The 26958-nt window shown below is 37.2% G+C and carries 26 protein-coding genes; all 26 read right to left on the reverse strand.

Going from position 1 to position 26958, the window contains the following annotated elements; genetic code table 11:
- Positions 1–15 precede the first annotated feature (15 nt).
- The 26 genes from ACLRYO_RS02855 to ACLRYO_RS02980 all read right to left on the reverse strand — a co-directional run bounded on the left by ACLRYO_RS02855 (position 16) and on the right by ACLRYO_RS02980 (position 26950).
- Positions 16–1503 (reverse strand): TrkH family potassium uptake protein, encoded by a 1488-nt coding sequence (locus ACLRYO_RS02855; RefSeq protein WP_278457532.1) that lies wholly within the window; start codon positions 1501–1503, stop codon positions 16–18.
- Positions 1504–1515: 12 nt separating this feature from the next.
- Positions 1516–2856, reverse strand: a complete 1341-nt coding sequence (gene trkA, locus ACLRYO_RS02860) for a Trk system potassium transporter TrkA (protein ID WP_008713810.1) — start codon at positions 2854–2856, stop codon at positions 1516–1518.
- A gap of 5 nt (positions 2857–2861) precedes the next feature.
- Complete coding sequence (locus tag ACLRYO_RS02865) at positions 2862–3770, reverse strand: S1 RNA-binding domain-containing protein (RefSeq protein ID WP_038125348.1); 909 nt, start codon at positions 3768–3770, stop codon at positions 2862–2864.
- A gap of 1 nt (position 3771) precedes the next feature.
- Positions 3772–4134 carry a ribosome silencing factor gene (gene rsfS / locus ACLRYO_RS02870; RefSeq protein ID WP_278457531.1) on the reverse strand — a complete coding sequence of 121 codons (363 nt, stop codon included), beginning with the start codon at positions 4132–4134 and terminating at the stop codon, positions 3772–3774.
- A 16-nt stretch (positions 4135–4150) separates the two neighbouring features.
- Positions 4151–5272, reverse strand: a complete 1122-nt coding sequence (locus ACLRYO_RS02875) for an LCP family protein (RefSeq protein WP_278618067.1) — start codon at positions 5270–5272, stop codon at positions 4151–4153.
- Between the two features lie 11 nt (positions 5273–5283).
- Positions 5284–5853 carry a bis(5'-nucleosyl)-tetraphosphatase (symmetrical) YqeK gene (yqeK, locus tag ACLRYO_RS02880; RefSeq protein ID WP_278457571.1) on the reverse strand — a complete coding sequence of 190 codons (570 nt, stop codon included), beginning with the start codon at positions 5851–5853 and terminating at the stop codon, positions 5284–5286.
- Positions 5854–5856: 3 nt separating this feature from the next.
- Positions 5857–6471 carry a nicotinate-nucleotide adenylyltransferase gene (nadD, locus tag ACLRYO_RS02885; RefSeq protein WP_278457529.1) on the reverse strand — a complete coding sequence of 205 codons (615 nt, stop codon included), beginning with the start codon at positions 6469–6471 and terminating at the stop codon, positions 5857–5859.
- A 139-nt stretch (positions 6472–6610) separates the two neighbouring features.
- Positions 6611–7870, reverse strand: coding sequence for a glutamate-5-semialdehyde dehydrogenase (locus tag ACLRYO_RS02890; protein WP_278457528.1), 1260 nt, complete (start codon positions 7868–7870; stop codon positions 6611–6613).
- A gap of 9 nt (positions 7871–7879) precedes the next feature.
- Entirely contained in the window at positions 7880–9001 is a 1122-nt protein-coding gene (gene proB / locus ACLRYO_RS02895) for a glutamate 5-kinase (protein WP_278457527.1), read from the reverse strand.
- Positions 9002–9073: 72 nt separating this feature from the next.
- Positions 9074–9358 carry a ribosome assembly RNA-binding protein YhbY gene (gene yhbY, locus ACLRYO_RS02900; RefSeq protein ID WP_004693176.1) on the reverse strand — a complete coding sequence of 95 codons (285 nt, stop codon included), beginning with the start codon at positions 9356–9358 and terminating at the stop codon, positions 9074–9076.
- Between the two features lie 8 nt (positions 9359–9366).
- On the reverse strand, positions 9367–10638 hold the full coding sequence (gene obgE / locus ACLRYO_RS02905) for a GTPase ObgE (protein WP_004693173.1): 1272 nt from the start codon (positions 10636–10638) through the stop codon (positions 9367–9369).
- Between the two features lie 17 nt (positions 10639–10655).
- Entirely contained in the window at positions 10656–11795 is a 1140-nt protein-coding gene (locus tag ACLRYO_RS02910; RefSeq protein WP_278618066.1) for a S41 family peptidase, read from the reverse strand.
- Between the two features lies 1 nt (position 11796).
- Entirely contained in the window at positions 11797–12978 is a 1182-nt protein-coding gene (locus ACLRYO_RS02915) for a murein hydrolase activator EnvC family protein (protein WP_012864280.1), read from the reverse strand.
- Positions 12979–12983: 5 nt separating this feature from the next.
- Positions 12984–13871, reverse strand: coding sequence for a permease-like cell division protein FtsX (gene ftsX / locus ACLRYO_RS02920; protein ID WP_012864279.1), 888 nt, complete (start codon positions 13869–13871; stop codon positions 12984–12986).
- Positions 13861–14547 carry a cell division ATP-binding protein FtsE gene (gene ftsE / locus ACLRYO_RS02925; RefSeq protein ID WP_004693165.1) on the reverse strand — a complete coding sequence of 229 codons (687 nt, stop codon included), beginning with the start codon at positions 14545–14547 and terminating at the stop codon, positions 13861–13863. Before ftsE ends, ftsX begins: the two co-directional genes overlap by 11 nt.
- Positions 14548–14561: 14 nt before the next feature.
- On the reverse strand, positions 14562–15494 hold the full coding sequence (locus ACLRYO_RS02930) for a transketolase family protein (protein ID WP_278618065.1): 933 nt from the start codon (positions 15492–15494) through the stop codon (positions 14562–14564).
- Positions 15494–16330 carry a transketolase gene (locus ACLRYO_RS02935; protein ID WP_012864276.1) on the reverse strand — a complete coding sequence of 279 codons (837 nt, stop codon included), beginning with the start codon at positions 16328–16330 and terminating at the stop codon, positions 15494–15496. The genes ACLRYO_RS02930 and ACLRYO_RS02935 overlap by 1 nt, the downstream gene beginning before the upstream one ends.
- A 33-nt stretch (positions 16331–16363) precedes the next feature.
- The gene (gene csaB / locus ACLRYO_RS02940; protein WP_004693157.1) at positions 16364–17464 is read right to left on the reverse strand and encodes a polysaccharide pyruvyl transferase CsaB; all 1101 of its coding nucleotides are present in this window, start codon (positions 17462–17464) and stop codon (positions 16364–16366) included.
- Positions 17457–19499 (reverse strand): DUF5693 family protein, encoded by a 2043-nt coding sequence (locus ACLRYO_RS02945; RefSeq protein WP_413084659.1) that lies wholly within the window; start codon positions 19497–19499, stop codon positions 17457–17459. The genes csaB and ACLRYO_RS02945 overlap by 8 nt, the downstream gene beginning before the upstream one ends.
- A gap of 12 nt (positions 19500–19511) precedes the next feature.
- Positions 19512–20207, reverse strand: a complete 696-nt coding sequence (locus ACLRYO_RS02950; RefSeq protein ID WP_012864273.1) for an LmeA family phospholipid-binding protein — start codon at positions 20205–20207, stop codon at positions 19512–19514.
- 8 nt (positions 20208–20215) lie between these two features.
- A protein-coding gene (prfB, locus tag ACLRYO_RS02955; RefSeq protein ID WP_413084660.1) for a peptide chain release factor 2 occupies positions 20216–21323 on the reverse strand; the annotation gives its coding sequence in 2 pieces (ribosomal slippage) (positions 20216–21265 and positions 21267–21323; 1107 coding nt in all).
- 120 nt (positions 21324–21443) lie between these two features.
- A complete protein-coding gene (gene secA, locus ACLRYO_RS02960; RefSeq protein ID WP_004693148.1) occupies positions 21444–23879 on the reverse strand; it encodes a preprotein translocase subunit SecA in 2436 nt (811 codons plus the stop codon).
- A gap of 218 nt (positions 23880–24097) precedes the next feature.
- The gene (gene hpf, locus ACLRYO_RS02965) at positions 24098–24625 is read right to left on the reverse strand and encodes a ribosome hibernation-promoting factor, HPF/YfiA family (protein WP_012864270.1); all 528 of its coding nucleotides are present in this window, start codon (positions 24623–24625) and stop codon (positions 24098–24100) included.
- 242 nt (positions 24626–24867) lie between these two features.
- Positions 24868–25065 carry a cold shock domain-containing protein gene (locus tag ACLRYO_RS02970; protein WP_004693056.1) on the reverse strand — a complete coding sequence of 66 codons (198 nt, stop codon included), beginning with the start codon at positions 25063–25065 and terminating at the stop codon, positions 24868–24870.
- Positions 25066–25571: 506 nt separating this feature from the next.
- Positions 25572–26297, reverse strand: coding sequence for an amino acid ABC transporter ATP-binding protein (locus ACLRYO_RS02975; RefSeq protein ID WP_012864269.1), 726 nt, complete (start codon positions 26295–26297; stop codon positions 25572–25574).
- Entirely contained in the window at positions 26294–26950 is a 657-nt protein-coding gene (locus ACLRYO_RS02980; protein WP_004693053.1) for an amino acid ABC transporter permease, read from the reverse strand. Before ACLRYO_RS02980 ends, ACLRYO_RS02975 begins: the two co-directional genes overlap by 4 nt.
- Positions 26951–26958 lie beyond the last annotated feature (8 nt).

Genomic DNA, 26958 nt, shown 5'->3' on the forward strand with positions numbered 1-26958 from the left:
ATAGTTCCCGCCCTCCTATAGAATACGATATCGTTTAGGAACCTCTTTTTTAATAAAATACCCTTCCCAAAACTGAGGGTGAAGCATAACTAAAATCGTAAATAACTCCAAACGACCTAGTAACATGTCTACAATAGCAATACATTTAGCAGTATCCGGCATAACATTAAAGGAATCAGTAGGACCAAAGCCACCAAACCCTAGTCCTACATTGCTAAGAAAGGCCGTAACCACTTGCATAGAATCATATGTATTAAGACCAGTACAAGTCATTAGAAAAACAGATACCACATAAATCATTAAATATAAAAATAAAAATTGCTGTGTCATCTGGATCCATTTAGTAGGCATCGGTTTGCCATTAATACGTACTACTTGAACCATATCAGGATGAATTGATTTTCGCAGATAAATTATAGAACTCTTAATCAAAATAATAAGTCGTATAATTTTTACACCGCCCGTTGTAGAACCACTACAACCACCAAAAAATGTACAAATAAATAACATCATCTGTGCTGCAGCAGGCCACAAATCATAATCACTAATAGCAAAACCACTACCAGTTTGAAGCGAAACTAAATTAAAGGCAGCATTTCTAACAATCTCTAAAGGACTAGAATAGCTAGATTGTAATGCTAGAGATATTGATACAATGGCAATACCAATAAACACTACAAGCCAGTACATACGTGTTTCAAAATCATTAATTAAAACGCGAATTCCTTTTTGAAGTGCATTGTAATACACAGAGAAATTGCCACCAGCAAGAAACATAAAGAATATAAATACGAAACAAATATAATTACTTTGTTCATAAATAAAAGCCCCTGCTGATGTCGGTGCAAATCCACCCGTGGCAATAATAGAAAAGGCATAGTTTAACGCATCAAAAGGTTCAATGCCTCCAGCCCAAAGCATAAGAAAGCAAAGAGCAGTAAAGGCAATATACAACTGCCAAAGCTTGGTGGCCATTGATTGAATACGCGGCATTACAATACCAGGCTTTGGTACAGATGCCTCTGCATTAAAGAAATGTGCTGCATCTGCTCCTAAATTCTTTAAAAATGATAAGATAAGGACGATGATCCCCATCCCTCCAACCCAGTGCATAAGACCACGCCATAATACAAATGTATTTGGTAACTCATCAACACTATAAATAATAGTTGCACCAGTTGCAGTAATACCCGAAGTGGCTTCAAATAGAGCATCAAAAATATTCGTCAATATGCCACTCCCCAAAAAAGGCAAAGCCCCCAAAATAACCGTAAATATCCAAGTAGCGGATACAACTAAGAACCCGTCACGAATACTAAAGCTTTGACTTTCACAACCGTAATAAGATAAAAGAGTCCCCAAAACTAAAGAAAGGCTTGTAGTTATAAGGAATGACCAATATGCAGTTTCAAATACAACACTGTATATAAAAGGGATTAAAGTAAAAACCCCAAATATATAGAGTAGTCGACCCACTAAGGACATAACGATTTGAATTCGCATAGCCCCTCCTTACTAAGTAAGATATTTAAGCAATTTGCTTACCGATTCAGGTAATGTAAAGAGAACAATATGATCACCATCTAAAATTTGAGTATTACCACGCGGTACGATAGCTTCATTTTCCCGTAAAATTACACCTACCAAGGCCTTCCCAGGTAAACGAATATCTTTTAATTGTTTACCTGCTACAGGTGATTCATTGGTAATTTCAATCTCGATAGATTCGGCTTTACCACCTTCAAAGGTGGAAATAGATACAACCCCTTCTCCACTTCGTACAAAGCGCAAAATTTGACTTGCTGTTAATAAACGTGGAGAAAATACAACGTCAATACCTACTTGCTCCATCAGCATAATATATTCTGGCCGTCCCACGCGAACAACAGTTTTTGGGATGCCCATATGCTTACCGACAAGTGCTACTAGTAAATTAAGTTTATCATCATCAGTTAGAGCAATAATTACATCGCTATCAGCAATTTCCTCAGCTTCGAGCAAATCAAAGTCAGTGCCATCTCCATTGATAACCATGGCTTTATCCACTTGATTTGCCAGGTTCTCACAACGGTCAAAGTCTTTTTCAATAACCTTCACAGAAAAACCAGCTTTTTCTAGTAATACAGTTAAGTTCCGACCTAAGAGACCTGCCCCAATAATGACAGCCCGTTTATAGAATGTATTATAATTATGAAACCAAAGGTTCTCCACTTCAGAAACGGACTCTTTCAAACCTAGGAAAAATACACTATCATCAGCCTGTAGACGACTTTCACCATGTGGAATAATCATTTCACCATAGCGTAAAATACCAACTAACAGAACACCTTCAGGAAAACGAATTTCTTTTAATGGCTGTCCTAATAGAGGAAATTCATTATTCAATTTGAATTCCATAAGGCGTACAGCACCCTGTCCGAACTCCTCAACATCTATAGCTGATGGTGTTTCTAAAATTCGTAATAACTCTTGAGCTGTAACCATTTCAGGATTGATGAAGAGATCAACACCTAATTGAGCTCGTATCTCCTCATCCATATGTTCCGCCACACTATTATCGCGAACGCGTGCAATAGTCGTAGGAACACCTTTTATTTTAGCTACCGAACAGGATAGCATATTAACCTCATCTGAATCAGTAACAGCAATAAACATACCAACATCAGACATATCGATTTCATTCAATAATTGAACATCACTGCCATTCCCTAGAACTAGACTAACATCTAACGTATTTTCAAGATTATGAATGCGTTCTGGAGAACGGTCGATGACATATACATCATGATCATCTTGAATAAGTCGTTGTGCTAATGAATAACCAACCTTACCAGCACCTACAATGACTATTTTCATTGACTTTATTCCTCATCTTGGGACTCATTATTAACAGGCGGTGTCCACTGCCGACCTATGTCGGTAAGTAATGTCCACCCCTCCTCTTGAACAATCTTTTTCTCTTTCATTAAATGCCCCAAAGCACGTTTGAAAGCAGCTTTGCTAATGTTAAATTTATCTTTAATCAACATAGCAGAAGATTCATCACTATAAGGCATCTTACCACCACGATTTAACAGGTACCCCATGATAATATCTCCATCTGAAACAAGAGCCTTTTCCTTTGTAGGACGCATAGAGACATTAACGCGACCATCATCACGTTTGAAAGTAATACGGCCTTCAATCATTTCCCCTACTTTTAACTTTCTCGTCATTTCGGAACGATGCAAAAAGGCAATCCAACGCTCAGGGGTAATAAAAAAAGCCCCCTCACTAGTTAAATTATAGATTGCCCCCTTTACAAGTTGTCCTACCATAGCTTCTGTTGCAGCTTTAGAAGCACGACGCATTTCATCATCTACATTCATGGATACCGCCAAACGACCGGATTTATCAGTATATAGACGAACCCATACTTTTTCACCTACCTGAGGTCTACCACGCATCTCCGCATGAGGCATAAAGATACCACGTTCTGTACCTACCTCAACGAAACAACCAAAATTTGTAGTATTGATAACCTCAACATAACCAATTTGGCCAACCTTCATGGCGGGTAGACGCATAGAGGCAGTTAAACGACCTTTTGGATCTCGATATAAAAAAACCTCGACTTCATCTCCGATAGCCACAGGAGCAATTTGTTGATCTTTATGAAGCAAAATATCATCATTAGTATTGCCAGTTTGACCATCTAAAAAAGCACCTTGATCACTAGTACGCAACACTTTTAATGTGGCAATTGTATTTTCCAACAATTCTGTAGCCATATTATACTCCTTCAAATGGAACTCGACCAGCATCATTCCACAATTCTTCTAGACTGTAGAATTCACGCAATTCATCACCACCAAAGACATGACAAATTATATCGCCAAAATCCAATAAGATCCATTCACCTTCACGATAACCTTCTCTATGCTGTACTGTTATACCTAATTCGGCTGCTTTATCTTCCATTTCATCAGCAATACTTTGAGATTGTTTACTATTATTTGCGCTAACAATTAAGAAATAGTCGCCTAACATAGAAATTCCTTCTAAATCAAGAATTTCAATATCTCTCCCCTTTTTATCAAATACAGCTTGTGCAAGCTCTAATACGATTTGTTTAATATCTTCTTTCTTTTTCATTATTTAGCCTCTTATCTTATCGCTTACTACCGCTCTCCTCACCAGGTTCTGTTGGCTTTGTAATAGTGCCACCATTATGTTCTGATTCAGGTGCAACCTTCGACGTACTATTAGTTGGTGCAGATATAAATTGTGTCATTTCATTAGCTGGCAAATTCCCCATTGTTATTCCTACTAAACGTTGAGCTTCCGTAGGGTTTACCTTCCAATAAGTCGTTTCACCTATAAGCTCTTTTTCTCCAGGAAGAATATAGAAGTGAATTTCTTCCTTATTAATTTTGCTCGCATTGTATACCAACTTAATAGCATCTAAAGTAGAAATATTACTATCATAATGATCCCAAATACGCCAAATATGCCATGCATTTGTTAAGAAAAATGCATTATGTTCTTGTTCCACCCACAACTTTAAGAATCGCTCTTGTCGTTGCACACGAGTAAAGGTATCGTGTTTAGGATCAGAATATCGTAAATATGCTAAGGCATTATTACTATCTAATGTTTGATAACCACGTCGTAAATCAATATCCTTATTGCCTTCTGCATCAATATGTTCCATCGGTTGTTCTACATAAATTTGCTGATTCCCTAACACATCATTAGTTTTCTTGAAGGCAGTTTGATTAACTACTACATAATACGGAATTGAAATATGGAACATATCCTCAATTACAGCTTTAGTAAGTTCAATGCCTCCTTTTTCATAAATACTATTTAACATAGTCGCATCGGTTTGATCACGATTATCGATTTTACTATTACTTGGAATGCCGATAACGTCCATCGTTTTTTGATCAAGGTTTACAGATAATAGGAATAGACTATCACCTTGACTAGGATTATTGTCATCAGTGCCGATAACCAAAATATATAAAGGTTTATCTAAGCCTTTTTGCTCTACTGATACAGTATTTGCGTCCTGTTTATTTTCACTATCTATCACGGCTTCAGTAGCTTCAGTAGTTCCGACAATTGCTCTATATGCATAAGATACACCACTATATATGCCATACCCTATCCCACCGAGCAAAGTAAAAACTACAACAATAGCCAGAATAACTCTGGGCCACTTCACAGATGACTTTTGTTGACGTCTTTTTCTACGTCGGCGAGCTCTTGCTCGTTCACGTTCGTCCATATAAAACTCCATTATTTACAAGATTTTAATACATCATTACGACCAAGAATGGTCAAAGGATAAATAGCAAGATGTTGCTCAATAAGGTGATTAATAGTATTGTCAAAACCAAGCAATACAGCCTTATTTAGATCTTTTTTAGCTACCGTTCGAAGTTCATCAACACCTGGGAAATCACGATTGGGTTCAATATAATCTGCTAAGAATATAACTTTATCTAATGTAGACATCCCTACCTTACCAGTTGTATGAACACGAATAGCTTCTAAAATTTCTGAATCGGTTATAGAGAACTCAAGTTTAGCTCGAATCATGCCTGCTAATCCATGTAAAAGATTACCATTGGCTAATAATTCTTCATCAGCTTTGTAATTATTCTCCTTCACCAAATCTTGCATCTCTTTCAAAGGCATTTCTTTAGCACAATCATGTAGCAATGCCGCTAATCGTGCTTTTTCTACATCAACATTATAAAGTTTAGCCAACTGAGTTGCGGATTCAACAACACCTAGAGTATGCTTAAAACGTTTTTTCCCCATCCATTGGCTTACCCTATGTTGTATTTCATCAAACGATAGCATCATTTATTCCTTCCCATATATATGGTTTTCTTCTATATAATCCACTACACATTTAGGCAACATATAACGAACTGTCTTTCCAGACCGTAAGCGCTCTCGTAAATACGTAGCAGACAATTTCATTTCAGGCACTTCCATAACATGTATTTTTTCACGTGCTTTAGATCCTAACTCATCCAAAGTAGAATCAATAGCACTTGATCCATCTGGCCTAGTAGCTCCAATAAAATGAACCTCATCTATAAGTTCATCTATAAATTTCCAAGTCGGTAATGCACGAATAGTATCCGTACCCGCAATAAAATAAAATTCAACAGTAGGACCATATAGTTTTTTAAAATATTGAATCGTATCTACGGTATACGAAGGACCTTCTCGGAGCATCTCTACATCAGAAATTTCAAAATTTGGATTATCTGAAACTGCGGCCGCCGTCATAGCATATCGATGATGACTATCAATCACATCATGTTGCTTATGCGGTGGAATACGAGCAGGTACAAAGATAACCTTTTCTAAATTAAAACTTTCACAAGCCACCTCTGCAATCATTAGATGACCTAAATGAATGGGGTTAAATGTTCCACCAATTATACCTATGCGACGTTTATCTACCATAATGCGGTCACTCCCTTAATGACAATGACACAAATAATGATGAATATGAGCAATGCTTTTATATAGGAAATCCATTCATATCGTCCCTTTGGTGTTTGAATGTATCTATAGTATGCTCTTACAAAATAATATAGTCTCTTCACGTCCGTACTTGGCCTTCCCCAAATACAAAGTATTTATAAGATGTTAGAGCTTGTAAACCCATAGGACCTCGAGCATGAAGCTTTTGTGTACTAATGCCAATCTCAGCACCAAAGCCAAACTCAAAGCCATCTGTAAAACGTGTAGATGCATTATGATACACAGTAGAGCAATCTACTAAATTCATAAATACATTAGCACGCATAGGTTCATCTGTGATAATAGCCTCAGAGTGATGTGTAGTATACCGATTCACATGATCAATAGCTTCTTCAAGATTTTCAACGATACGCACATTTAAGTCCATATCATTGTATTCTGTGCTGAAAGACTCTTCTGTTAAAGGAATTGTATTCTCCATATATTGAGCTACAGCCTCATCACCATGAATACGAACACCGTATTCTTGTAGTGCTGTATCAAGACGTGGTAAAAAATCAGAAGCCACAGCATGATGAACTAGTAAGGTTTCCATAGAGTTACATACAGATGGACGTTGAACTTTAGCATTGACTGCAATTTCTAAAGCCATCTCTAAATCAGCAAATTCATCAACAAAGGTATGACATACACCGCTGCCAGTTTCAATAACAGGAATGCTACTATCTTCTACAACACGACGAATAAGTCCAGCACCCCCACGTGGAATGATTACATCAATATATTCCCGTTGTTGTAAAAGTACTCCAACCAGATCTCGATCAAGCACCTCAACGAGTTGAATAGAGTCACCATTAATACCTAACGACTCTAAGGTATCCCGCATGATAGACACGATGATTTGATTCGTGTGAAATGCCTCCTTACCACCTCGTAAAATTGTAGCATTTGCTGTCTTTAAACAAAGAACACCTGCATCTATGGTTACATTTGGACGGGCTTCAAAGATGATACCAATAACACCAAAAGGTACTGATCGCTTTTCAATAATCAAACCATTAGGCCGAGTGATTGTTTCTATAATGGAACCTACAGGACTTTCAAGAGCAGCCACTTGACGCACCCCTTCTGCCATTTGAGCAATGCGACTAGGTGTCAAAGTCAATCGATCTATCATAGTTCGAGGTAAATTATAATCAACAGATTTTTCTAGGTCTAACTCATTAGCCGCCATAATTTCATCTGTTTGTGCTTCTACAGCATCAGCAATTGCTAACAATGCAGAATCTAAAGTTTCTTGGTCGAGTTGGGCTAATTCAAAAGATGCCGTTTTAGCTCTCTGGCCCATATCTTTACAAATTTTTTCATACTGGTTCATAGGATTTCCTCAGTGTAATAAAACTAGATTATTACGATGTACAGCCTCATCATAGGCCGTATTAATACCCAGAATCTCGGCTATATCATTTGTATTGTGACCTTTAATCGCCTTCATATCATCAATACTATAATTAATAAGTCCACGACCAATTTCCTTATGATCATGATAAATGGAAATTGTATCACCAGGTCCAAAATTCCCCTCTACTTCAATAATACCAGCGGGCAGAATGCTAGCACCATTATCTAAAACAGCGCGAGCACATCCGTCATCAATCGTAATGGCTCCTTTTAATCGTTTACCAAAAGCCAACCAATGATGTTTACCAGATAAACTTGCATCATGGGCTTCAAAGAGTGTCCCAATTTGTTCACCCTTACATACACGACGAACAGAATCCTCTACTTCACCTGAGGTGATAACCATTGGTACACCAGAATTTGTTGCCATATGAGCAGCTTTAATTTTTGTATACATACCCCCCGTTCCCATATTAGAACCAGCACCACCTGCAATAGCATACGTTTCATCGTTAATTTCAGAAACAGTCTCTATCAAAGTAGCATCTGGATTGGTGGCTGGGTTAGCTGTATATAAGCCTTCAATATCTGACAAAATGATAAGTAAATCTGCATCTACAATACCTGCAACAGTAGCAGATAATGTATCGTTATCACCGATTTTAAATTCTTCGATAGCAACCACGTCATTTTCATTAATAATAGGAATAACGTTAAGTTGCAATAAAGTATGTAATGTATTACGCAAGTTAAGATAACTATGTCGTCCAGTACTATCCTCTTTCGTTAAAAGAATTTGCCCTACGGTGCGACCATATTCTCGGAACATGCGCTCGTACATATGAATGAGAATACCTTGACCTACTGCAGCAGCTGCTTGTTTTAATACGAGATCTCTAGGCTTTTCTTTAAAGCCTAAAGGGGCAAGACCTGCACCAGTAGCACCAGAGGAAACAAGAATAATCTCTTTACCTTGGTTAGCCAAATCTGATAATTGGCGCACTAATCTTTCAATACGCTCCAAATTTAAATGTCCGTTAGTGTAACAAAGCGTACTGCTACCAACTTTGACTACAATTCGTTTTGCATTAACGATAGCGCTGCGCATAGACTAACCTCCTAAGGTTGAAATTCTTAACTACGATGTATACAAATTTTTATGATTTACTAGATTATAAAATTATTTTGGCAAAATGATTTTAGGTTCTTTTTTAGCTTTATATAAAACACCATTAAAGCCAATCACTTGAACTAATTCAGCGCCAAGCATATCTGCTAAGTCTTGAAAAATTGTCTTATCTTCAGGACTATTATTATGTAATTTAACCTTAATAAGTTCACGTGCTGTAATCGCTGCACGAGCACTATCTATAACACTATCCTCTAAACCATTTTTACCAATTTGGACAACTGGTGGTATTGTAGCCGCCAATGAACGTAAATACCGTTTTTGTTTTCCTGTCATTATTACTCCTACTCTTGGAAAGTAAAGCGCTGATCGCCGATTACAACTTCATCACCGTCTTTACAGCCTTTTTCCTTCAATTTTGCATCAAGCTCCATAAAGCGCCAAATGCGTTGGAATCTACGAAGAGATTGATCATCGTCAAGATTTGTCATAGCTACTAATCGTTCAATACGTTTACCAGTAATGTAGAAAGCAGCATCATCACCGCGAGTAATGACAAATTCTACATCTTGTTTTGCTTCGTATACAACTGTATCATCATTTGCTTCAGGCTCTGGTTCGTAGTTTTCTACATAGTAGTAAGCTCGTTCCATAAGCTCCGACAAACCTTCACCACTTAAGGCGTTAATGAGAAATACTTCATAGCCTTTGTCTTCAAAATATTTTTTTGTTTCGGGAATCGTCGTGTCATCAAAGACCATATCGATCTTATTGAGAGCTACAATTTGTTTCTTATTAGCCAATTTTTCAGAGTATTTACGTAACTCTTCATTAATCGCATCAAAGTCGACCTTAGGGTCTCGGCCTTCCATACCAGATACATCTAAAACATGAATTAAAATATTCGTACGTTCAACATGACGTAGAAAATTGTGACCTAAACCTACACCTTCACTAGCCCCTTCAATAAGGCCCGGAATATCGGCCAAAACAAAGCTACGATCTCCAGAAATTGTAACTACCCCGAGTACTGGTGTTAGTGTAGTAAAGTGATATGCTGCCACCTCTGGTTGAGCTTTAGATACTTTTCGCAAAATACTAGATTTACCAACAGATGGATAACCTAATAAACCTACATCAGCTAATACTTTAAGCTCTAATTGTAACCAGAATTCTTCACCAGGTTCACCCTTTTCTGCAAAGGTTGGTGCACGGTTAGCACTAGTTTGGAATCGAGCATTGCCACGGCCGCCACGACCACCTTTGGCAATAACAAAGGTATCGCCATCGTTAACAAGGTCGCAAAAGATTTTTCCTGTTTCCTCATCTTTAATTACTGTACCCAATGGAACTGGAATGATAAGAGGATCAGAACCTCGACCGTGCTTATTAGAGCTTTCACCATTACCGCCAGCTGGTGCCTTAAACTGACGTTTATATCTAAAGTCTACAAGCGTATTAATATTCTTGTCAGCTTTAAAAACAACATCCGCACCTTTACCACCATCACCACCACTAGGGCCGCCATTTGGCACGTATTTTTCTCGACGGAAGCTGGACATACCATCCCCACCGTCACCAGCTTTAACAAAGACACGCGCTCTATCTATAAACATAATTTAACTCCTATGCATTATTGCTGTAATAGCTCTAATGCCTTTTTAATTTGAATATCATCTAATGTACTAGATGGATGTACACCTTTTGGTAAATCGATTTCTACATCAGGTTTAATACCTGTTCCATCAATAACACGATCACTTGGCGTGTGGTACTTAGCAATAGTTACTTTAATTCCTTCATCATCTAAACTAGGGAAAATAGTTTGAACGGTACCTTTACCATATGTATTAGTACCTACGATAGTGCCTAATTTACGATCTTGAACAGCGCCTGCTATGATTTCTGATGCACTAGCAGAGCCCTTATTAACTAAAACAACCAATGGCATAGCTACATCAGGTCCATCTGACTTATAAGTATCCTTTTTACCTGATCGATTTTGTACTGTTACGAGTGTACCTGGAGGCATAATATAGTTAGATATCTTTTCAGTAGTAGATAATAAACCGCCTGGATTATCTCGTAAGTCCAAGACAAGGGCCTTCATACCTTGAGATTGAAGCTCTTTATATTGAGTGGCAAAATCTTCTGCGGTATTTTCTGCAAACTGACTAATACGAATATACCCAACTGTGCTAGTTAGCATTTTACTTTTAACAGTAGGCAAAACAATGGATTCACGAGTGATATCAAAATGCAACTTTTCACCATTACGCTCAATATCAAGAGCTACAGTAGTACCTGCTTCGCCACGAATACGAGAAGATGCTTCCTCTACCGGAATTTCAGTAGTAACTTGTCCATCGATAGCAATAATGTGGTCTCCAGGTTTAATTCCAGCTTTGAAAGCTGGTTGGTCTTCCATAACGCTAACAGCATATAGACCTTTATCATCAGTACCAAGGACCATACCGACACCAGCATATGTTGCAGATGTTTGCATTTTCATGGACTTATATTCTTCTGCATTTAAATAAACACTATGCGGTTCTCCCAAAGAGTCAATTAACCCCTTTAGCATACCATCATAAAGGGTACTTTTAGCCATAGGTGTCATAAAAACTTGACTCGCAGTATAATAGGCTATAAATAATCTTGGCAGACCCCAGAATGAACCGGAAAGGTACCAAAATGTAAGCCACATAATAACGATGCCAGAGCCTATATATTTCAATAGACTCCATAACACCGTACGTGTATCAAATTTCATATTATAAATATCCCATAGGATCCACAGGATCCCCACTTATACGAACTTCAAAATGTACATGTGGCCCTGTACTATTGCCTGTGCTACCAGCATAGGCAATAACTTGACCCTTACCCACATCTTGCCCTTCAGAGACAGCAAGTTCAGAATTATGTCCATAAAGAGTAGACATGCCATTACCATGATCGATAACTACGGCATAACCATAGCCACCCATCCAACCCGACCAAGCAACAGTACCACCATCTGCAGCATGAACAGGTGTACCTTCATCAACACCAATATCAATGCCAGAATGATAAATTGTAGTGCCCCAAATCGGATGTGTACGATAGCCATATGGAGAGGTAATTTCACCACTTACAGGCCACCCAAGTTGACCAGATCCTTGTACCCAAGAGTAAGTTGGTGAAGATTGTTGAGCCGCTGCCGCAGCACGAGCAGCGGCACGCTCTGCTTGACGTGCTTTCAATAACGCTGTAATCTGTGCAGAAGATGCATTTAATTCTTCTACTGCTTGCATTGCTGTAGCACGATCATTTTGAGCCTTTTGAAGAACTACCTCACGTTCTTTCTTCTTTTGCTCTATTTCAGCTCGTTTTGCCGCAGCTGCTTTTTCAATCTCAACTAGTTTTGCACGAGACTGTTCTAGTGCTTGCTTTCGAGCCGCTATTTCAGCGCGCTCTTTTTTAATTTCCTCAATTAATTTAATATCAGAATCAATAATTCGTTTTAAAATTTCTAAACGATTAGCAAAGTCTGTAAAATCTTTAGATCCAATAACTACATCTAAGTAACTTAAACGACCGTTAATATAAATATCACGTACACGCTTATAAAATACGGCTTCTCGCCCTTCTAGTCGCTTTTGTGCTTCAGCAAGTAATTTTTCATTCACTGTAATATCATTTTCAACAGATATACGTTGTTGTTGAATAGAATCCAATTGTTGCTGAGCCTGACGTAATTGTTCTTCGATTTGACGTAACTGTTCGGATACACTTACTATTACAGTTTCAGCATCTGCCTTTTTAGCATTTTGTTGATTAACTTGTTGTTGAATTGAATCAAGTTGATTTGTTAAATCTTCGTCCTCTGCAACGATGTATAATGGTGTTCCCAATACCACTATACCAGTCAAAATTGCCGCTACGAAGCGAGATTTAAATATACTATTATTCATAAACATTACACCTTCATGTATTGTTTCAAAGAAATAGTACTACCAATAGCACCTACTACTATGCCGCCACCTAAGATATAAAGGGCTACATCATAGAAGAATGGGAACATTGGTACTAAAGGGAAGAATGCTAATGATTCAGAAACTTCCAGTGTGATGAAGTGATAAAATTCACCAACGCAAAGAACGGCAATGATAGCACCAATTAAGCCTAACAACATGCCTTCAATCAAAAATGGCCAACGAATAAATCCATTAGTAGCACCTACATATTTCATGATTGCAATTTCTTTACGACGTGCGAATACAGTCAACCGAATTGTATTTGAAATGATGAATAGTGTTGCAGCTGCTAGGAAAGCAATCAATACAATTCCACCAATACGAATTACTTGCGTAATGCGGAAAAGCTCTTCTACAATATCTTGACCATAATGTGTACTTTCTACGCCTTGGAATGTCGTAGCTAATTTTGCAGTTGCTTTTACATCGCTAGGATTATCAAAGGTCAACACATACGAGTTAGGCAACGGATTAACATCACCTAAAGCATTTACCAATTGTTGCTGATCACCAAGGCGTTCTTTAAACTCCTTCATAGCTTGCTCTTTATTAACAAATTCTAAATGCTTTAAGTTAGGTATAGCCTTAATTTGCTTTCCTACTGCCATAATTTGATCAGTTGTTAAACCATCCTTTAAGTAAATACTTAACTGTACTTGATTTTCTAGACTGGATGCCATGTTATTCAAATTAATGACACCACAAAGGAATACACCGAGCATAAATAAGGATAAAGCCACTGTAGAAATGGACGCTAATGTCATAAGTCCATTACGTTTCATAGACTTCAGTGCTTCTTTAAAATAGTATTTTATCGTTCTAGGCTTCATTAATTTCTGCACCTCTCATATTATCACTTTGAACACGGCCGTCTTTTAAACGAATAACGCGTTTATTCAAGTATGAAACAAGATCCATATTATGGGTAACCATAATAACGGTAGTGCCGAAATTGTTAATATGCTTAAACAATTCAACAATATCCTTACTAGTATCAGGATCAAGGTTACCAGTAGGTTCATCAGCAATTAATACTGTTGGGCGATTAACAATTGCACGCGCAATAGCAACACGTTGTTGTTCCCCGCCAGAAAGATCCTCTGGTAAGTCATTAGCCTTCTCAGATAAACCAACAAGGTCTAATACATGACTCACCTTTTCTTTAATGATTTTTGGTTTTTCTTCAATAACTTCAAGAGCAAAAGCAATATTCTCTGCTACCGTTTTATTAGGCAATAATCGGAAGTCTTGGAATACAACACCAAGCTTTCTCCGCAATTTAGGAATTTTACTGCGCTTCATACGCGTAACATCAAAGTCATCAACAATGACAGTACCAGCATCTGGCACTACCTCATGCGTTAATAACTTAAATAATGTTGATTTCCCTGCACCACTGTGACCACAAACGAGAACAAATTCACCATCGTTAATGGTTAAACACACATCGTCTAATGCAACAGAACCATTATCATAGACTTTACTAACATTCTTAAATTCAATCATGGGATCCCCTTTGATTATTTACGAGCGATTACACGTTTTACGGCTGCTACAATATCATTGGCAGTTAAGCCATACTTTGCCATTAGTTCTTTTGGTGTTCCACTCTCCCCAAATGTATCTTGGACACCAACGAATTCCATAGGTACAGGCTTATTAGATACTACTACTTCAGATACAGCAGAACCGAGGCCACCAATAATATTATGTTCTTCAGCTGTAACGATAGCACCAGTTTCCGCAGCGGCTTTTATAATTGCTTCAGCATCAATAGGTTTAATAGATGCCATATTAATAACACGTGCAGATATATTAGATTCAGATAAAGTTTTAGATGCCTCTACAGCAGGTCCAACTAATGCACCACAAGCAATAATTGTAGCATCAAAACCATCTACCAAAATAGTAGATTTACCTGGCACAAATGAGTAGCCTTCTGTTGTTACATCATCTACACCAGCACGCCCCAAACGAACGTATACTGGGCCGTTATAAGATGCAGCCCATTCGATAACAGCCTCTGTTTCACGCTCATCAGCAGGTACCACTACAGTCATATTTGGCAATGTACGCATACAGGAAATATCCTCTAAACTTTGGTGCGTTGCACCATCCTCACCAACAGTAATGCCCGCATGTGTAGCACATACTTTCACGTTTAATTTAGGATAGCATACAGCATTGCGAATTTGTTCAAATGCACGTCCTGTAGCAAATATGGAGAAAGATGATACAAATGGTATCTTACCTGCCGCTGCAAGTCCAGCACCAACAGAAATCAAGTTTTGCTCTGCAATACCTACGTTAAAGAAACGTTCTGGGCACACAGCTTTAAATGTGTCTGTTCTAGTAGATTTGGATAAATCCGCATCTAGTACGATAATATTAGTATTCTCTTTACCAATGCGAGCTAGCGCATTACCATATGCTTCACGTGTTGCTTTACCCATTATTGCACCCCCATAATTTCATTAACAAAGGCTACACCTTGCTCTTCACTTGGTGCTTTACCATGCCAGCCTGCTTGACCTTCCATCTCTTCAACGCCTTTACCCTTTACAGTATGCATGATAATACATGTTGGGCCTTCTGTGAAAGCTTTCGCAGTTTCAATAGCATTATGAAGCTCATCAAGGTCATGACCATTAACTTCAATAACATTCCAATTGAAAGCTTTGAACTTTTCTGGAATTGGTAATGGAGAAAGAACTTTAGTAATATCACCATCAATTTGAAGACCGTTAAAATCGACAAAAGCTGTCAAATTATTCAGTTTATAAAAGCCAGCAAACATTGCAGCTTCCCACACTTGACCTTCTTCAAGCTCACCATCACCAAGAATAGAGTATACACGGTAATCTGCATTATCAATTTTGCCTGCCAATGCCATACCACAAGCTGCAGAAATGCCTTGTCCTAAAGAACCTGTAGACATATCTACACCTGGTGTGTGTTTCATATCAGGATGGCCTTGTAACATATGATTAATTTTACGTAAGTTCAAGAGTTCTTCTTTAGGGAAATAACCTTTTTCAGCCAATGTAGCGTATAGTGCAGGCGCTGCATGACCTTTAGAAAGGACAAAACGATCTCTATTAGGAGCTTTTGGATTTGCTGGATCTACATTCATCTCAACATAGTACAACAAGGCCATCACATCGGCGATGGATAATGAACCACCTGGGTGACCGGATTTCGCTGCCGTTACAGACTGTACAATACCAACGCGAATAGCTTTTGCCTTCTCTTGAACTAATTGTTTAACATCTTGTGTTAATGTAGCCATAGAGACCTCACTTTCTGGATAAAATCCAATATATTAATAATCTTTAAGTAATGAAATAGCAATTTCTGCATTGCGTTGGGAATCTACACGCAATGATTCAATGCGGTCATAAGATGCTTGATACTCCTCACGAGAATTCAACAATTTATGACACCATTGATATAAGGCTTCTTCACGCAAATGAGTCATTGTGCCAATAGGCTCTTGACCAATCATATGTAAAAAGCTTGTAATTTTAGGATCATAGGAAATACCAATAACTGGTTTTCCCATTAAAGAACTAAAAACTAAAGCGTGAAGACGTATACCAATCATGAGGTCCACATTTCCAGATAATGACACTTGTTGCTCTGTAGAGAACGGACCTTCTAGCACAATAGCGCCATTCGGCATATAGCTGGCAATGATCTTAGCCTCTTTTGTATCCTCAGGATGTGACATAGGAATAAAGATAATTTCCACATTATCTTGTTCTTGTAATCTGCTCAATACATTAGCTAAGGATTCTCTATACTCTGTATCCTCTTTCCAACTACGAACCGCCACACCAATTCGTTTACGTTGTTCATCTGCTTCAGATATTTTAGATATATACCCTTTCAGAATATGAGAGCCAATTGAAAGATCTGCTGGTTGCATGGCCAATACCGCATCTGCAGTAACTTCTACATCTTCAATTCCCAAAGAAACTAGTTCATCCTTTGAAATAGAATCTCTAACTGTAATAGTATCTACAAAACGCAATACAAATCCAACGGCACGACGTGTTGATGAACGATTTAAAGGACCAATACCTTGAGAGTATAGCATTACTTTTTTCCCAAGCAACTTTGCTAGCGCCATAATACTTAAGTAATAGTAAGTATTGCGAATACTAGTAGCATCTTGTAATAAACTACCACCACCACTAATAACAAGATCCGAATGAGCAATTGCTTTTAAGATACCCAATGCAGAGAATGTACCTACAGCATTAATATTATGCTTTTTACTAGTCTCTTTAGGATTACCAGAAATTACAGTAATATGTGCATCAGCCTCTTCTTTACGAATAGCATCGATAATAGCACAAAGCATGGCCTCATCACCAGCATTACCAAAGCCATAATAACCAGAGATAACAATATTACTCATGGTCAACCTCCCTAGCTTGGAACCATTGTGTTACGTACATCATAAACCGTACTGCGATGATAAGAAGCACTCCAAAAAGGGCGCCAATTAACAAACCATCATAACCACGCATGATGGACATGAACACTGGCGTTCTAAGATGACAGAAGGTTTCAACCATTGAAGCAATGCCAATAACACCAGCTAGAGTTAATAAGAAATGAATTACTGTAGGCCACTTACGCATGAACGCAAAGGTAGCTAGCATTAAAGCAGGATGACCAATAATGAACTCTTTTTCACGCGGTCTCGCATACATTGCATTTTCAAGAAAACGACGTAGCATAAGTTCAAAGCCTGGTACAGGAACACCTGCAGTGTGTCCACTACGGCCAACAAATACCCATACTGCGCCACCAAGTGCTGCTATTATAAAGAATACATATAATTTAACATCCATAGTTAAGAATTCCACTACAAATGTTTTCGCTTCTTCTTTGGAATTAATCATGCGGCCGTTCCACAATGGGAATCGTTGAAGGTACGCAATAATAACTAAAATAATTGGCAGAACAAAGGTCAACTTAACACCTCTAAAGAGAGCAAACTCCATAAAGAATTTCGTATTGCCCAATAAAGATGCGATATACATACCGCCAATAGCAGCAAATAATGCAGCAATTACAAGGTATAATAAGGCAAGAATAGTAGACTTAATGGTACCTAATGGACGTGCACCATCATAACGGCGCCACTCTTCCATCAAGCGTATCATAGCACCTACAGGAGCCATAATAGCACTAGATAGAGCCCATATTTGAGTAATTAAGGTACCACTTGTAAGAATAAATACAACAATGGATGCCAAAGAAATGCCAAAAAAGGCCACAAGTTGCGTATGCTTAGACATTGGTAACATCATTTGTAGAACATATACAAAAAGTGCGATAGCCCCGATCATTGTAATAACTACTAATAATGGATTTGGTGTATAAGCAGGATAAATATCCGCTGGACCAAATTCATAACCTTTTACAGCCAATTTCTCTGTAGCTATATTAATATAGTTGATTGTAGTCTGTAAAACAGTTTCATTATTTATACCTGTTTCATACATCGGAAACAAGTTAAAACGAATATTTCGTTCTATATCACTAATGTAAAAGCGTTGTGCCGCTTCTTCAGGGGTAATTTTCTTTAACTCCTCTTTAGCGATAGTATACACACGACCTACACTATAATTATTTTTGGCCGCCATTTCCAAGAAACCTTGTTGTGGCTCATACTGCAACTGATTTACAGCTTCGATACCAACTAGTGGAATATGGTTTTTATTTAGTAATGCTAATGTTTCATCCGTTAAATTAGGTGCACCTAGAGCTTCTTTACCAGCAAAAATCATCCCTGTTACATGAGGAATGCCTTCAAGTCGTTTAAATACATATTGAATATCTTCAGATGTTACGTTTCTATAGTTTGTTGGACGAACGATAACATTGAAACCACGATCTGCAACCTCTTGTGCTTGCAACTTTGAAATACCAAGATTCATCTTTGCATAGCTATCTGCTGTTGCACCATACAATTCAAGAACAGGACCAATACTTGTATTAAGCTCTTTCACCTTGTCCTTGCCAATACGGTGGTATAAATCCTCTCGAATTTCTTTATAATAACCTTCTTTACCTGAAATTAATGCCACATAAGTCGCCCCAGGTTTAATCGCAGCGCCATTAACACGAACAGAGTCCATCTCTTCAGAGCTTAATACTTTAACTTGGCCCGCATCTTTTGCTTTTTCTAACGTGCGATCATAAATAGCAAAAGCAGTCACACCAGCATTACGTAATGCATCAAAAGCTTCTTGTTGACTACGCTTTTCAAAGGCGCTGGCTCGTAAAACTGCATCATAGTCTACAATATTTTCAATATGATTTTGAGATTTCTCAATCTGATGGCGTTCAAATACTAAGTATAAGGAAGATAAAAGACCTATAATAATACAAAGTATAAGAATCCATGTGTACTTACTTTTTTGTGTGTTCCGATGATTCACGACAAATCCTTTCTAGTTGAGTACAGGTTTAACTTTAATGAGAATTTCACCATTATCAACAGTCAAACTTTCCGCTTTTACAGGAATTGGAAAATTGTTGAAGTCATAAATTTGAGTACTTTCTAACACATTAGATGTCATACCAGGAATTGTAGCACCATTTATGGTGAACTTTTTAGGTGAAAACAATAATGTATTGCCCTTTAATTCTAAATTCCCATCTAATTTAACATCTCCTTTAAACACCATGCCTACATTCATTTTACCGGTTAGGCTGATATTATCTTTACTAATGTCAACTTGTACGTCTTGAATATCACTACCTGCTTCATTACTTAAGAAAGTCGCTAAATCAGCTTTATTAATAGTCCCATCAATACTAGCAGTCCCAACACTAACGATATCAATTTGTTGACTAGCTAATAAAGAAATTGGATTAACAAGAATTTGTTTAGCATCATATCGGAAGCTAGCAAAATTCAATTTACCCAGTTTAATATTCTCCAAAGTGCCATAAACACGATCCACCTCACCATATAAAATTTTGAAAGCAGGTTGAGCCTCAACATTTACTGTTTGAGCCGTTGGTTTCAATGTTTCATTTAATTGACTTTCAATACGAGAGCCAATAAAAGATGGTAATAAAAATTGGGATGCCACTACAAGAGCAATAATTAGCACTAATAGGAATAGTAAAAACTTTTTCATAGTATCTCCTAAATTCTTAAGTTAGCCTCTTTTTTTAAGAAACCTTCGATAAATGGGTCTAAGTTGCCATCCATAACAGCTTGAACATTACCAGTTTCTACACTAGTACGATGATCCTTAACAAGATTATATGGATGGAATACATAGGAACGAATTTGACTCCCCCACTCAATTGCTTGGTAGGTACCTCCAATCTGTTCTTTAAGTTCAGCTTGCTTTTCGAGCTCTAACTCAAATAGTTTCGCCCGTAACAAACGTAAAGCTTGTTCTCTATTCTGCATTTGAGAACGTTGTGTTTGGCATTGTACTACAATACCTGTTGGCTTATGGGTCATACGAACAGCAGAATCGGTTTTATTAATATGCTGACCACCAGCGCCACTAGCACGATATGTATCAACTTGAACGTCTTTCATATCGATATTAATTTCTACAGTATCATCGATTTCAGGCATTACATCGACAGCAGCAAATGATGTATGACGTCGAGCCGCGGCATCAAATGGTGAAATACGAACGAGACGATGCACACCTTTCTCAGACTTCAAGTAACCAAAGGCATTTTCACCTTTAACAAGGAATGTAGCAGATTTTATCCCTGCTTCATCACCAGGTTGTTCATCCATTAACTCGATGGAGAAGCCAGATTTTTCAGCCCAGCGCAAGTACATGCGAATTAACATAGAACACCAATCTTGTGCCTCCGTCCCACCAGCACCAGCATGAAATGTTAAAATAGCATTATTTGCATCATATTCACCACTTAACAATAAAAGTACTTCTTGCTTTTCCAAGGTTTCTTCTATTTGCTTAACATATTCCTTGATTTCACTCTCCATGGAGAGGTCATCTTCATCTATAGCCATTTCAAGCATCATATTAGCATCTTCAATATCACTAACAAGTTGCTTATAGCTTTCTACAGCATTTTTTAGTTGTGTGGCCTCTTGAGAAATCTCACGAGCTTTATCTGGATTATCCCAAAATGTAGGATCACTCATCTGTACATCAAGTGTAAATATTCGGTCTTCCTTCTGAGCGATGTTAAAGTGAATCCCTCATCCCATAAATACGTTCTTCTAGATTAGAAATAATCGGTTTTAAATCTTCTAACAATTTATGTTCACCACCTTTAGTTAATTAGCCTATTACATCAATAAACTATTACCTTAACAAAATAGAAAAATGGCCGTTGCCCAGTGGAAATCCCTTTGAGCAACGTGCCATTCACAAATCTTAATCTATGTTTTGTGGCTCCAACACATCTTCATGATGGGATTGTGCACCTTCTAAGTGATCAACTGGTTCTTCGATTTCTTGAATCAATTGTGCACGAATTTTATATAATGCCATGATTGTCTCATCTTGAATAGCTGCAATCATGTTTTGGAACATATCGAAAGCTTCAAACTTATATTCTACCAACGGATTCTTTTGACCATATGCACGGAGGCCAATACCTTCTCGTAACATATCCATATTATCCAAATGTTCCATCCATTTATTATCAACAACGCGCAACATAATCGCCTTTTCAAGTTGACTAAACATAGCCTCTCCAAGCATATCAACGCGATCTTGATACTCTTCATGAGCAATTTCTAATAAGCGTTCTAATAAGTCTTGACGACTATATTCTTCCATATCTTGAGAAGACATAATCTCTTCTGTTAAGAAATATTGACTTAAATGTTTATAGAGACCTTCATAATCCCATTCTTCTGGATAGAGCTTTTCATCAGCATAAGCATCTACAGATTCGGTAACAAGCTTGTCAATCATTTCATTAATTGTTTCACGCAAGGATTCGTTACGTAAAATACGACGTCGTTGTTCGTATAATACTTCACGTTGTTGATTCATAACATCATCATACTCGAGTACATATTTACGAATGTTATAGTTATGATCCTCTACTTTCTTTTGAGCACGTTCAATAGATTTAGTAATCAAAGAATGCTCGATAGGTTCATCCTCTTCCATACCAAGTTTATCCATGATACCTGTAATATTGTCAGCACCAAAGATACGCATTAAGTCATCTTCTAATGATAAAAAGAATTGAGAAGAACCAGGATCTCCTTGACGACCAGCACGGCCGCGTAATTGATTATCGATACGTCGGCTTTCATGGCGTTCTGTCCCCAAAATTGCTAAACCACCTAGTTCTGGCACACCTTCTCCAAGAGTAATATCTGTACCGCGACCAGCCATATTAGTAGCGATTGTTACCATTCCCATTTGGCCAGCAGCTGCAACGATTTCTGCTTCTTGTTCATGATGTTTAGCATTCAATACTTTATGAGGTACACCTGCACGCAACAACATGTCTGAAAGTTCTTCAGACTGTGTAATAGATGTAGTACCAATCAGAATAGGTTGCCCTATTTGGTGCCGTTCTACTGCATTTCGTACTACAGCACGATATTTAGCAGCTTTAGTTTTGAAAATTTGATCAGGCAAATCCATCCGGATTAAAGGCTTATTTGGTGGAATTGGTATAACCTCTAATCCATAAATATCGATAAATTCTTTTTCCTCTGTTTTAGCAGTACCTGTCATACCTGATAATTTATCATACATACGGAAATAGTTCTGGAATGTAACAGATGCTAAGGTTTGGCTTTCGCGTTCAACTTTCAAACCTTCTTTAGCCTCAATAGCCTGATGTAAACCATCAGAGTAACGGCGTCCAAACATCAAACGGCCCGTAAATTCATCGACGATAACAACTTCACCATCTTTAACTACATAGTCTGTATCACGATGCATCATAGCATAGGCACGCAAAGAAGCACCAAGCAAATGATTCAACTCGATATTTTCTGCATCATATAGGTTTTCAACACCAAGCATTTTTTCAACCTTTGCGATGCCAGAATCTGTAGGGGCAATAGTTTTTTGTTTTTCATCGATAACATAGTCTTCATCTTTTATAAGGTGAGGAACAATTTTAGCCAATTTATAATAATTATCAGTGGAACGTTGACCAGGGCCTGAGATAATTAATGGTGTTCTTGCTTCATCAATAAGAATGGAGTCTACTTCATCCACAATGGCATAATTCAATGGTCGTTGTACCATTTGAACAACATCGGTTACCATGTTATCGCGTAAATAGTCAAAACCAAACTCATTATTTGTACCATATGTAATATCACACGCATAGGCTTCTTTACGTTGATTAAAGTCAAGATTAGCCACAATAAGGCCCGTGGAAAGTCCTAAGAAATTATATAAACGTCCCATTTGCTCGCTATCACGAGTCGCCAAATAATCATTTACTGTTACAACGTGTACACCCTTACCGGTCAATGCATTCAAATATACGGGCAATGTAGCTACTAATGTTTTACCTTCACCAGTACGCATCTCCGCGATATTACCATTATGCAGGCAAATGCCCCCCATTAACTGTACATCGAAATGACGCATGCCTAAAACGCGTTTAGATGCTTCACGAACTACAGCAAATGCTTCTGGCAATAGGTCGTCTAACGTTTCCCCTTTTTGCAAACGACGTTTAAACTCATCAGTTTTTGCCACTAAGTTAGCATCACTTAATTTAATATAATTAGGTTCAATTTCATTAATATGATCTGCAATAGCACGCATTTTTTTAATTTCTTTTGCGTTATTATTGCCTAATAGCCTTTGTAAAAAGCTTAACAAACAAATCACTCCTCTACGGGACATCTTACATTATTTTATCTAACTTATTATAACGAAAAAGCCTTGAATAGTCAAAGAATTCAAGGCATTTCAAGATTATTTATAGTATTATTTTTGCAAAAAAGGTGGATGACTATTTTAAGTCATCCACCTTAATATAATAATCGGCTGATTTAAAGTAGAAAGGAGTTAGGATTAAGTTCAGCCGACATTATATATTATTGAAGTTCTGGCTCGATCAAACCATAGAAACCATCATGTCTACGATAAACAACGTTCATCGCTTCAGTTTCAGCATTAAAGAACATAAAGAAATCGTGACCAATAAGATTCATTTGTAAAATCGCTTCCTCAACATCCATAGGGCGCACAACAAAGTGTTTGCGTTTTACAACTTCAATAGTTTCTTCTTCCACAGGAGCTGCCAAAGCTTCAGGATGGAAAGCTTCTTGTTTTTTGAAACGTTTAGCTAAACGAGTTTTATATTTATGGATTTGACGAACAATTTTATCTACTACTAAATCAATAGCTGCGTACATATCATCGTTAGTTTCCACACCACGAAGAACGATTTTATCAACAAAACATGTAAGTTCAATTGTAGATTTATCTTTTACAACGGATAAAACCGCTTGTGCATCTAACTCATCATCGAAGTAACGAGTCAATTTACTCAATCTTTTTTCGATATATGCTCTTAAGGCATCTGTCACTTCAATGTTTTTTCCTCTAATTGCTACTTTCATAAGTCAACACCCTTTCTAAAAATCATCCACGAGATGCGAGTGTGTGGTATTATATAACCTTATCTCTCGTGTTATATTTAGTATTTCTACATCTAACTGTAAAACTCCTTCTTTTTTATCTAAAAATTTTATATTTTTTGTAGAATTATGTATAAAATGTATATAGAAAATCAAAAAACCCCGATAGTATATACTATCGGGGTCCAATTATATATTGTTTTTATAATTTTTTTGGTATGTAGTTACGCTTTAACAACGTTAGCGGCTTGAGGTCCACGGTTTCCATCAACAATCTCAAATTCTACATTTTGACCTTCAGTCAAAGATTTGAAACCTTCGTCTTGGATTGCAGAGTAGTGTACAAATACATCGCTACCGTCTTCACGTTCAATAAAACCATAACCTTTTTCTGCGCTGAACCATTTTACTTTACCTAACATGGTAACATCCTCCTAAAAATATATATATTGTCTTACTGTCTTGCTCTATATGTGTATCATAACACAGCATGTATAAAATATCAAACAACAATATTTACATTTTTAATGAATATACAAACACTAGAAATAAGAATATCATTTGCTGTAAATCTCAAAAATCCCTATATCTATACATGTCATAAATAATTATATAAGCCCTATAAATTAATTGTATATTTTTATAATCATAAAAATATGTGAATTAAAAATTATTGTTTTTAAAAATGACTGTATAAATTATTGTTATATCACAAATATTTATAGCAATAATCGTGTTTTTCAGATTAATCTACCCTGTAAATCTTTATACAAACTCTTTATAATTAATAAATTCACTCTAAAGGTTATCAAATATATTAATAGATATTAAGCTATACATATATAATATAAATAGATAGGTTAAATTTAATGTAAAAAAACAGGAAGCAATTTCTAATTCTAGAATTTGCTTCCTATAATTATATTATTTAATCTAACAAAATTTTATCTAAGAATGATTTTGTTCTTTCATTGGTAGGTGCATCAAATACGCGTTCAGGTGTATTATCTTCTAAAATCAAGCCACCATCAACAAATAACACTCTATCCGCTACCTTTTTCGCAAAGCCCATTTCATGAGTAACGATGACCATCGTCATACCTTCCTCAGCTAAAGACTTCATAACATCTAGCACTTCACTAACCATTTCAGGATCAAGAGCTGAAGTAGGTTCATCAAAAAGCATTACTTTTGGTTTCATAGCTAAAGCGCGAGCAATAGCAACACGCTGCTTTTGACCGCCTGACAAAGAATCAGGGTATGCGTTGGCTTTATCCGCCAAACCTACTCGATCAAGTAAAGCTTGACCTATCTTCTTAGCCTCTTCCATAGATGTTTTACGAACCTTAGTTTGTGCTAAGGTAAGGTTTTCCATAACCGTCATATGTGGGAACAAATTAAAGTTTTGGAAAACCATTCCTACTTCAGCACGAACGTCATTTAACTTTTTCTTATCAGAAAGATCCATGCCATCTACGATAACCTTACCAGATGTAGGTTCCTCCAAGTAGTTCATAGTGCGCAGTACCGTACTTTTACCAGAACCAGAAGGACCGATGATTACAACAACTTGACCTTGTTCAATATGTAAATTAATACCTTTTAGTACTTCATTTTTACCAAAAGATTTATGTACATTTTCTAATTTAATCATTTAATGCTATATTTCCTTTCAAGATATCCAACTAATTGTGAGATAGTCACTGTCATAATAAGGTAAATCACAGCAACCGTACCCCAGATTTCAAAGGATGCATAGGTTTTAGCAATGATTAATTGACCACGACGTGTCAACTCCTCGAAACCGATAACAGAAACTAAAGAGGAATCTTTCAACATGGCAATAAATTCGTTCCCTAACGGAGGAATAATTGCTTTAAAAGCTTGAGGCATAATGATGTAACGCATGGTTTGTCCCCAAGTTAAACCAAGAGAACGACCGGCCTCCATTTGACCTTTATCAATAGATTGAATACCAGCACGGAAAATTTCAGATACATAAGCACCAGAGTTAATACTACATGCGGTAACAGCCGCAATATATGGATCAATCCGTTGACCTGTAATCATAGGCAAGGCAAAATAAATTAGGAAAATTTGCACCAGTAATGGTGTACCACGAATGATATCTACATAACATTTTGCAAGCAATCTAACTAATCTAAATTTAGATAAATTTGCTAAAGATACTAAAAGACCGATAAAAAAGCCACAACCTACAGACATGGCTGTAATTTCTACAGTCACTAGAGCACCTTGTAGCAAGAGCGGTAAATTATCCGCAATTAACCCCCAATTAAAACTCATAATCTCTC

Source organism: Veillonella parvula, from assembly GCF_047241225.1.
Taxonomy (GTDB): Bacteria; Bacillota; Negativicutes; order Veillonellales; family Veillonellaceae; genus Veillonella; species Veillonella parvula_O.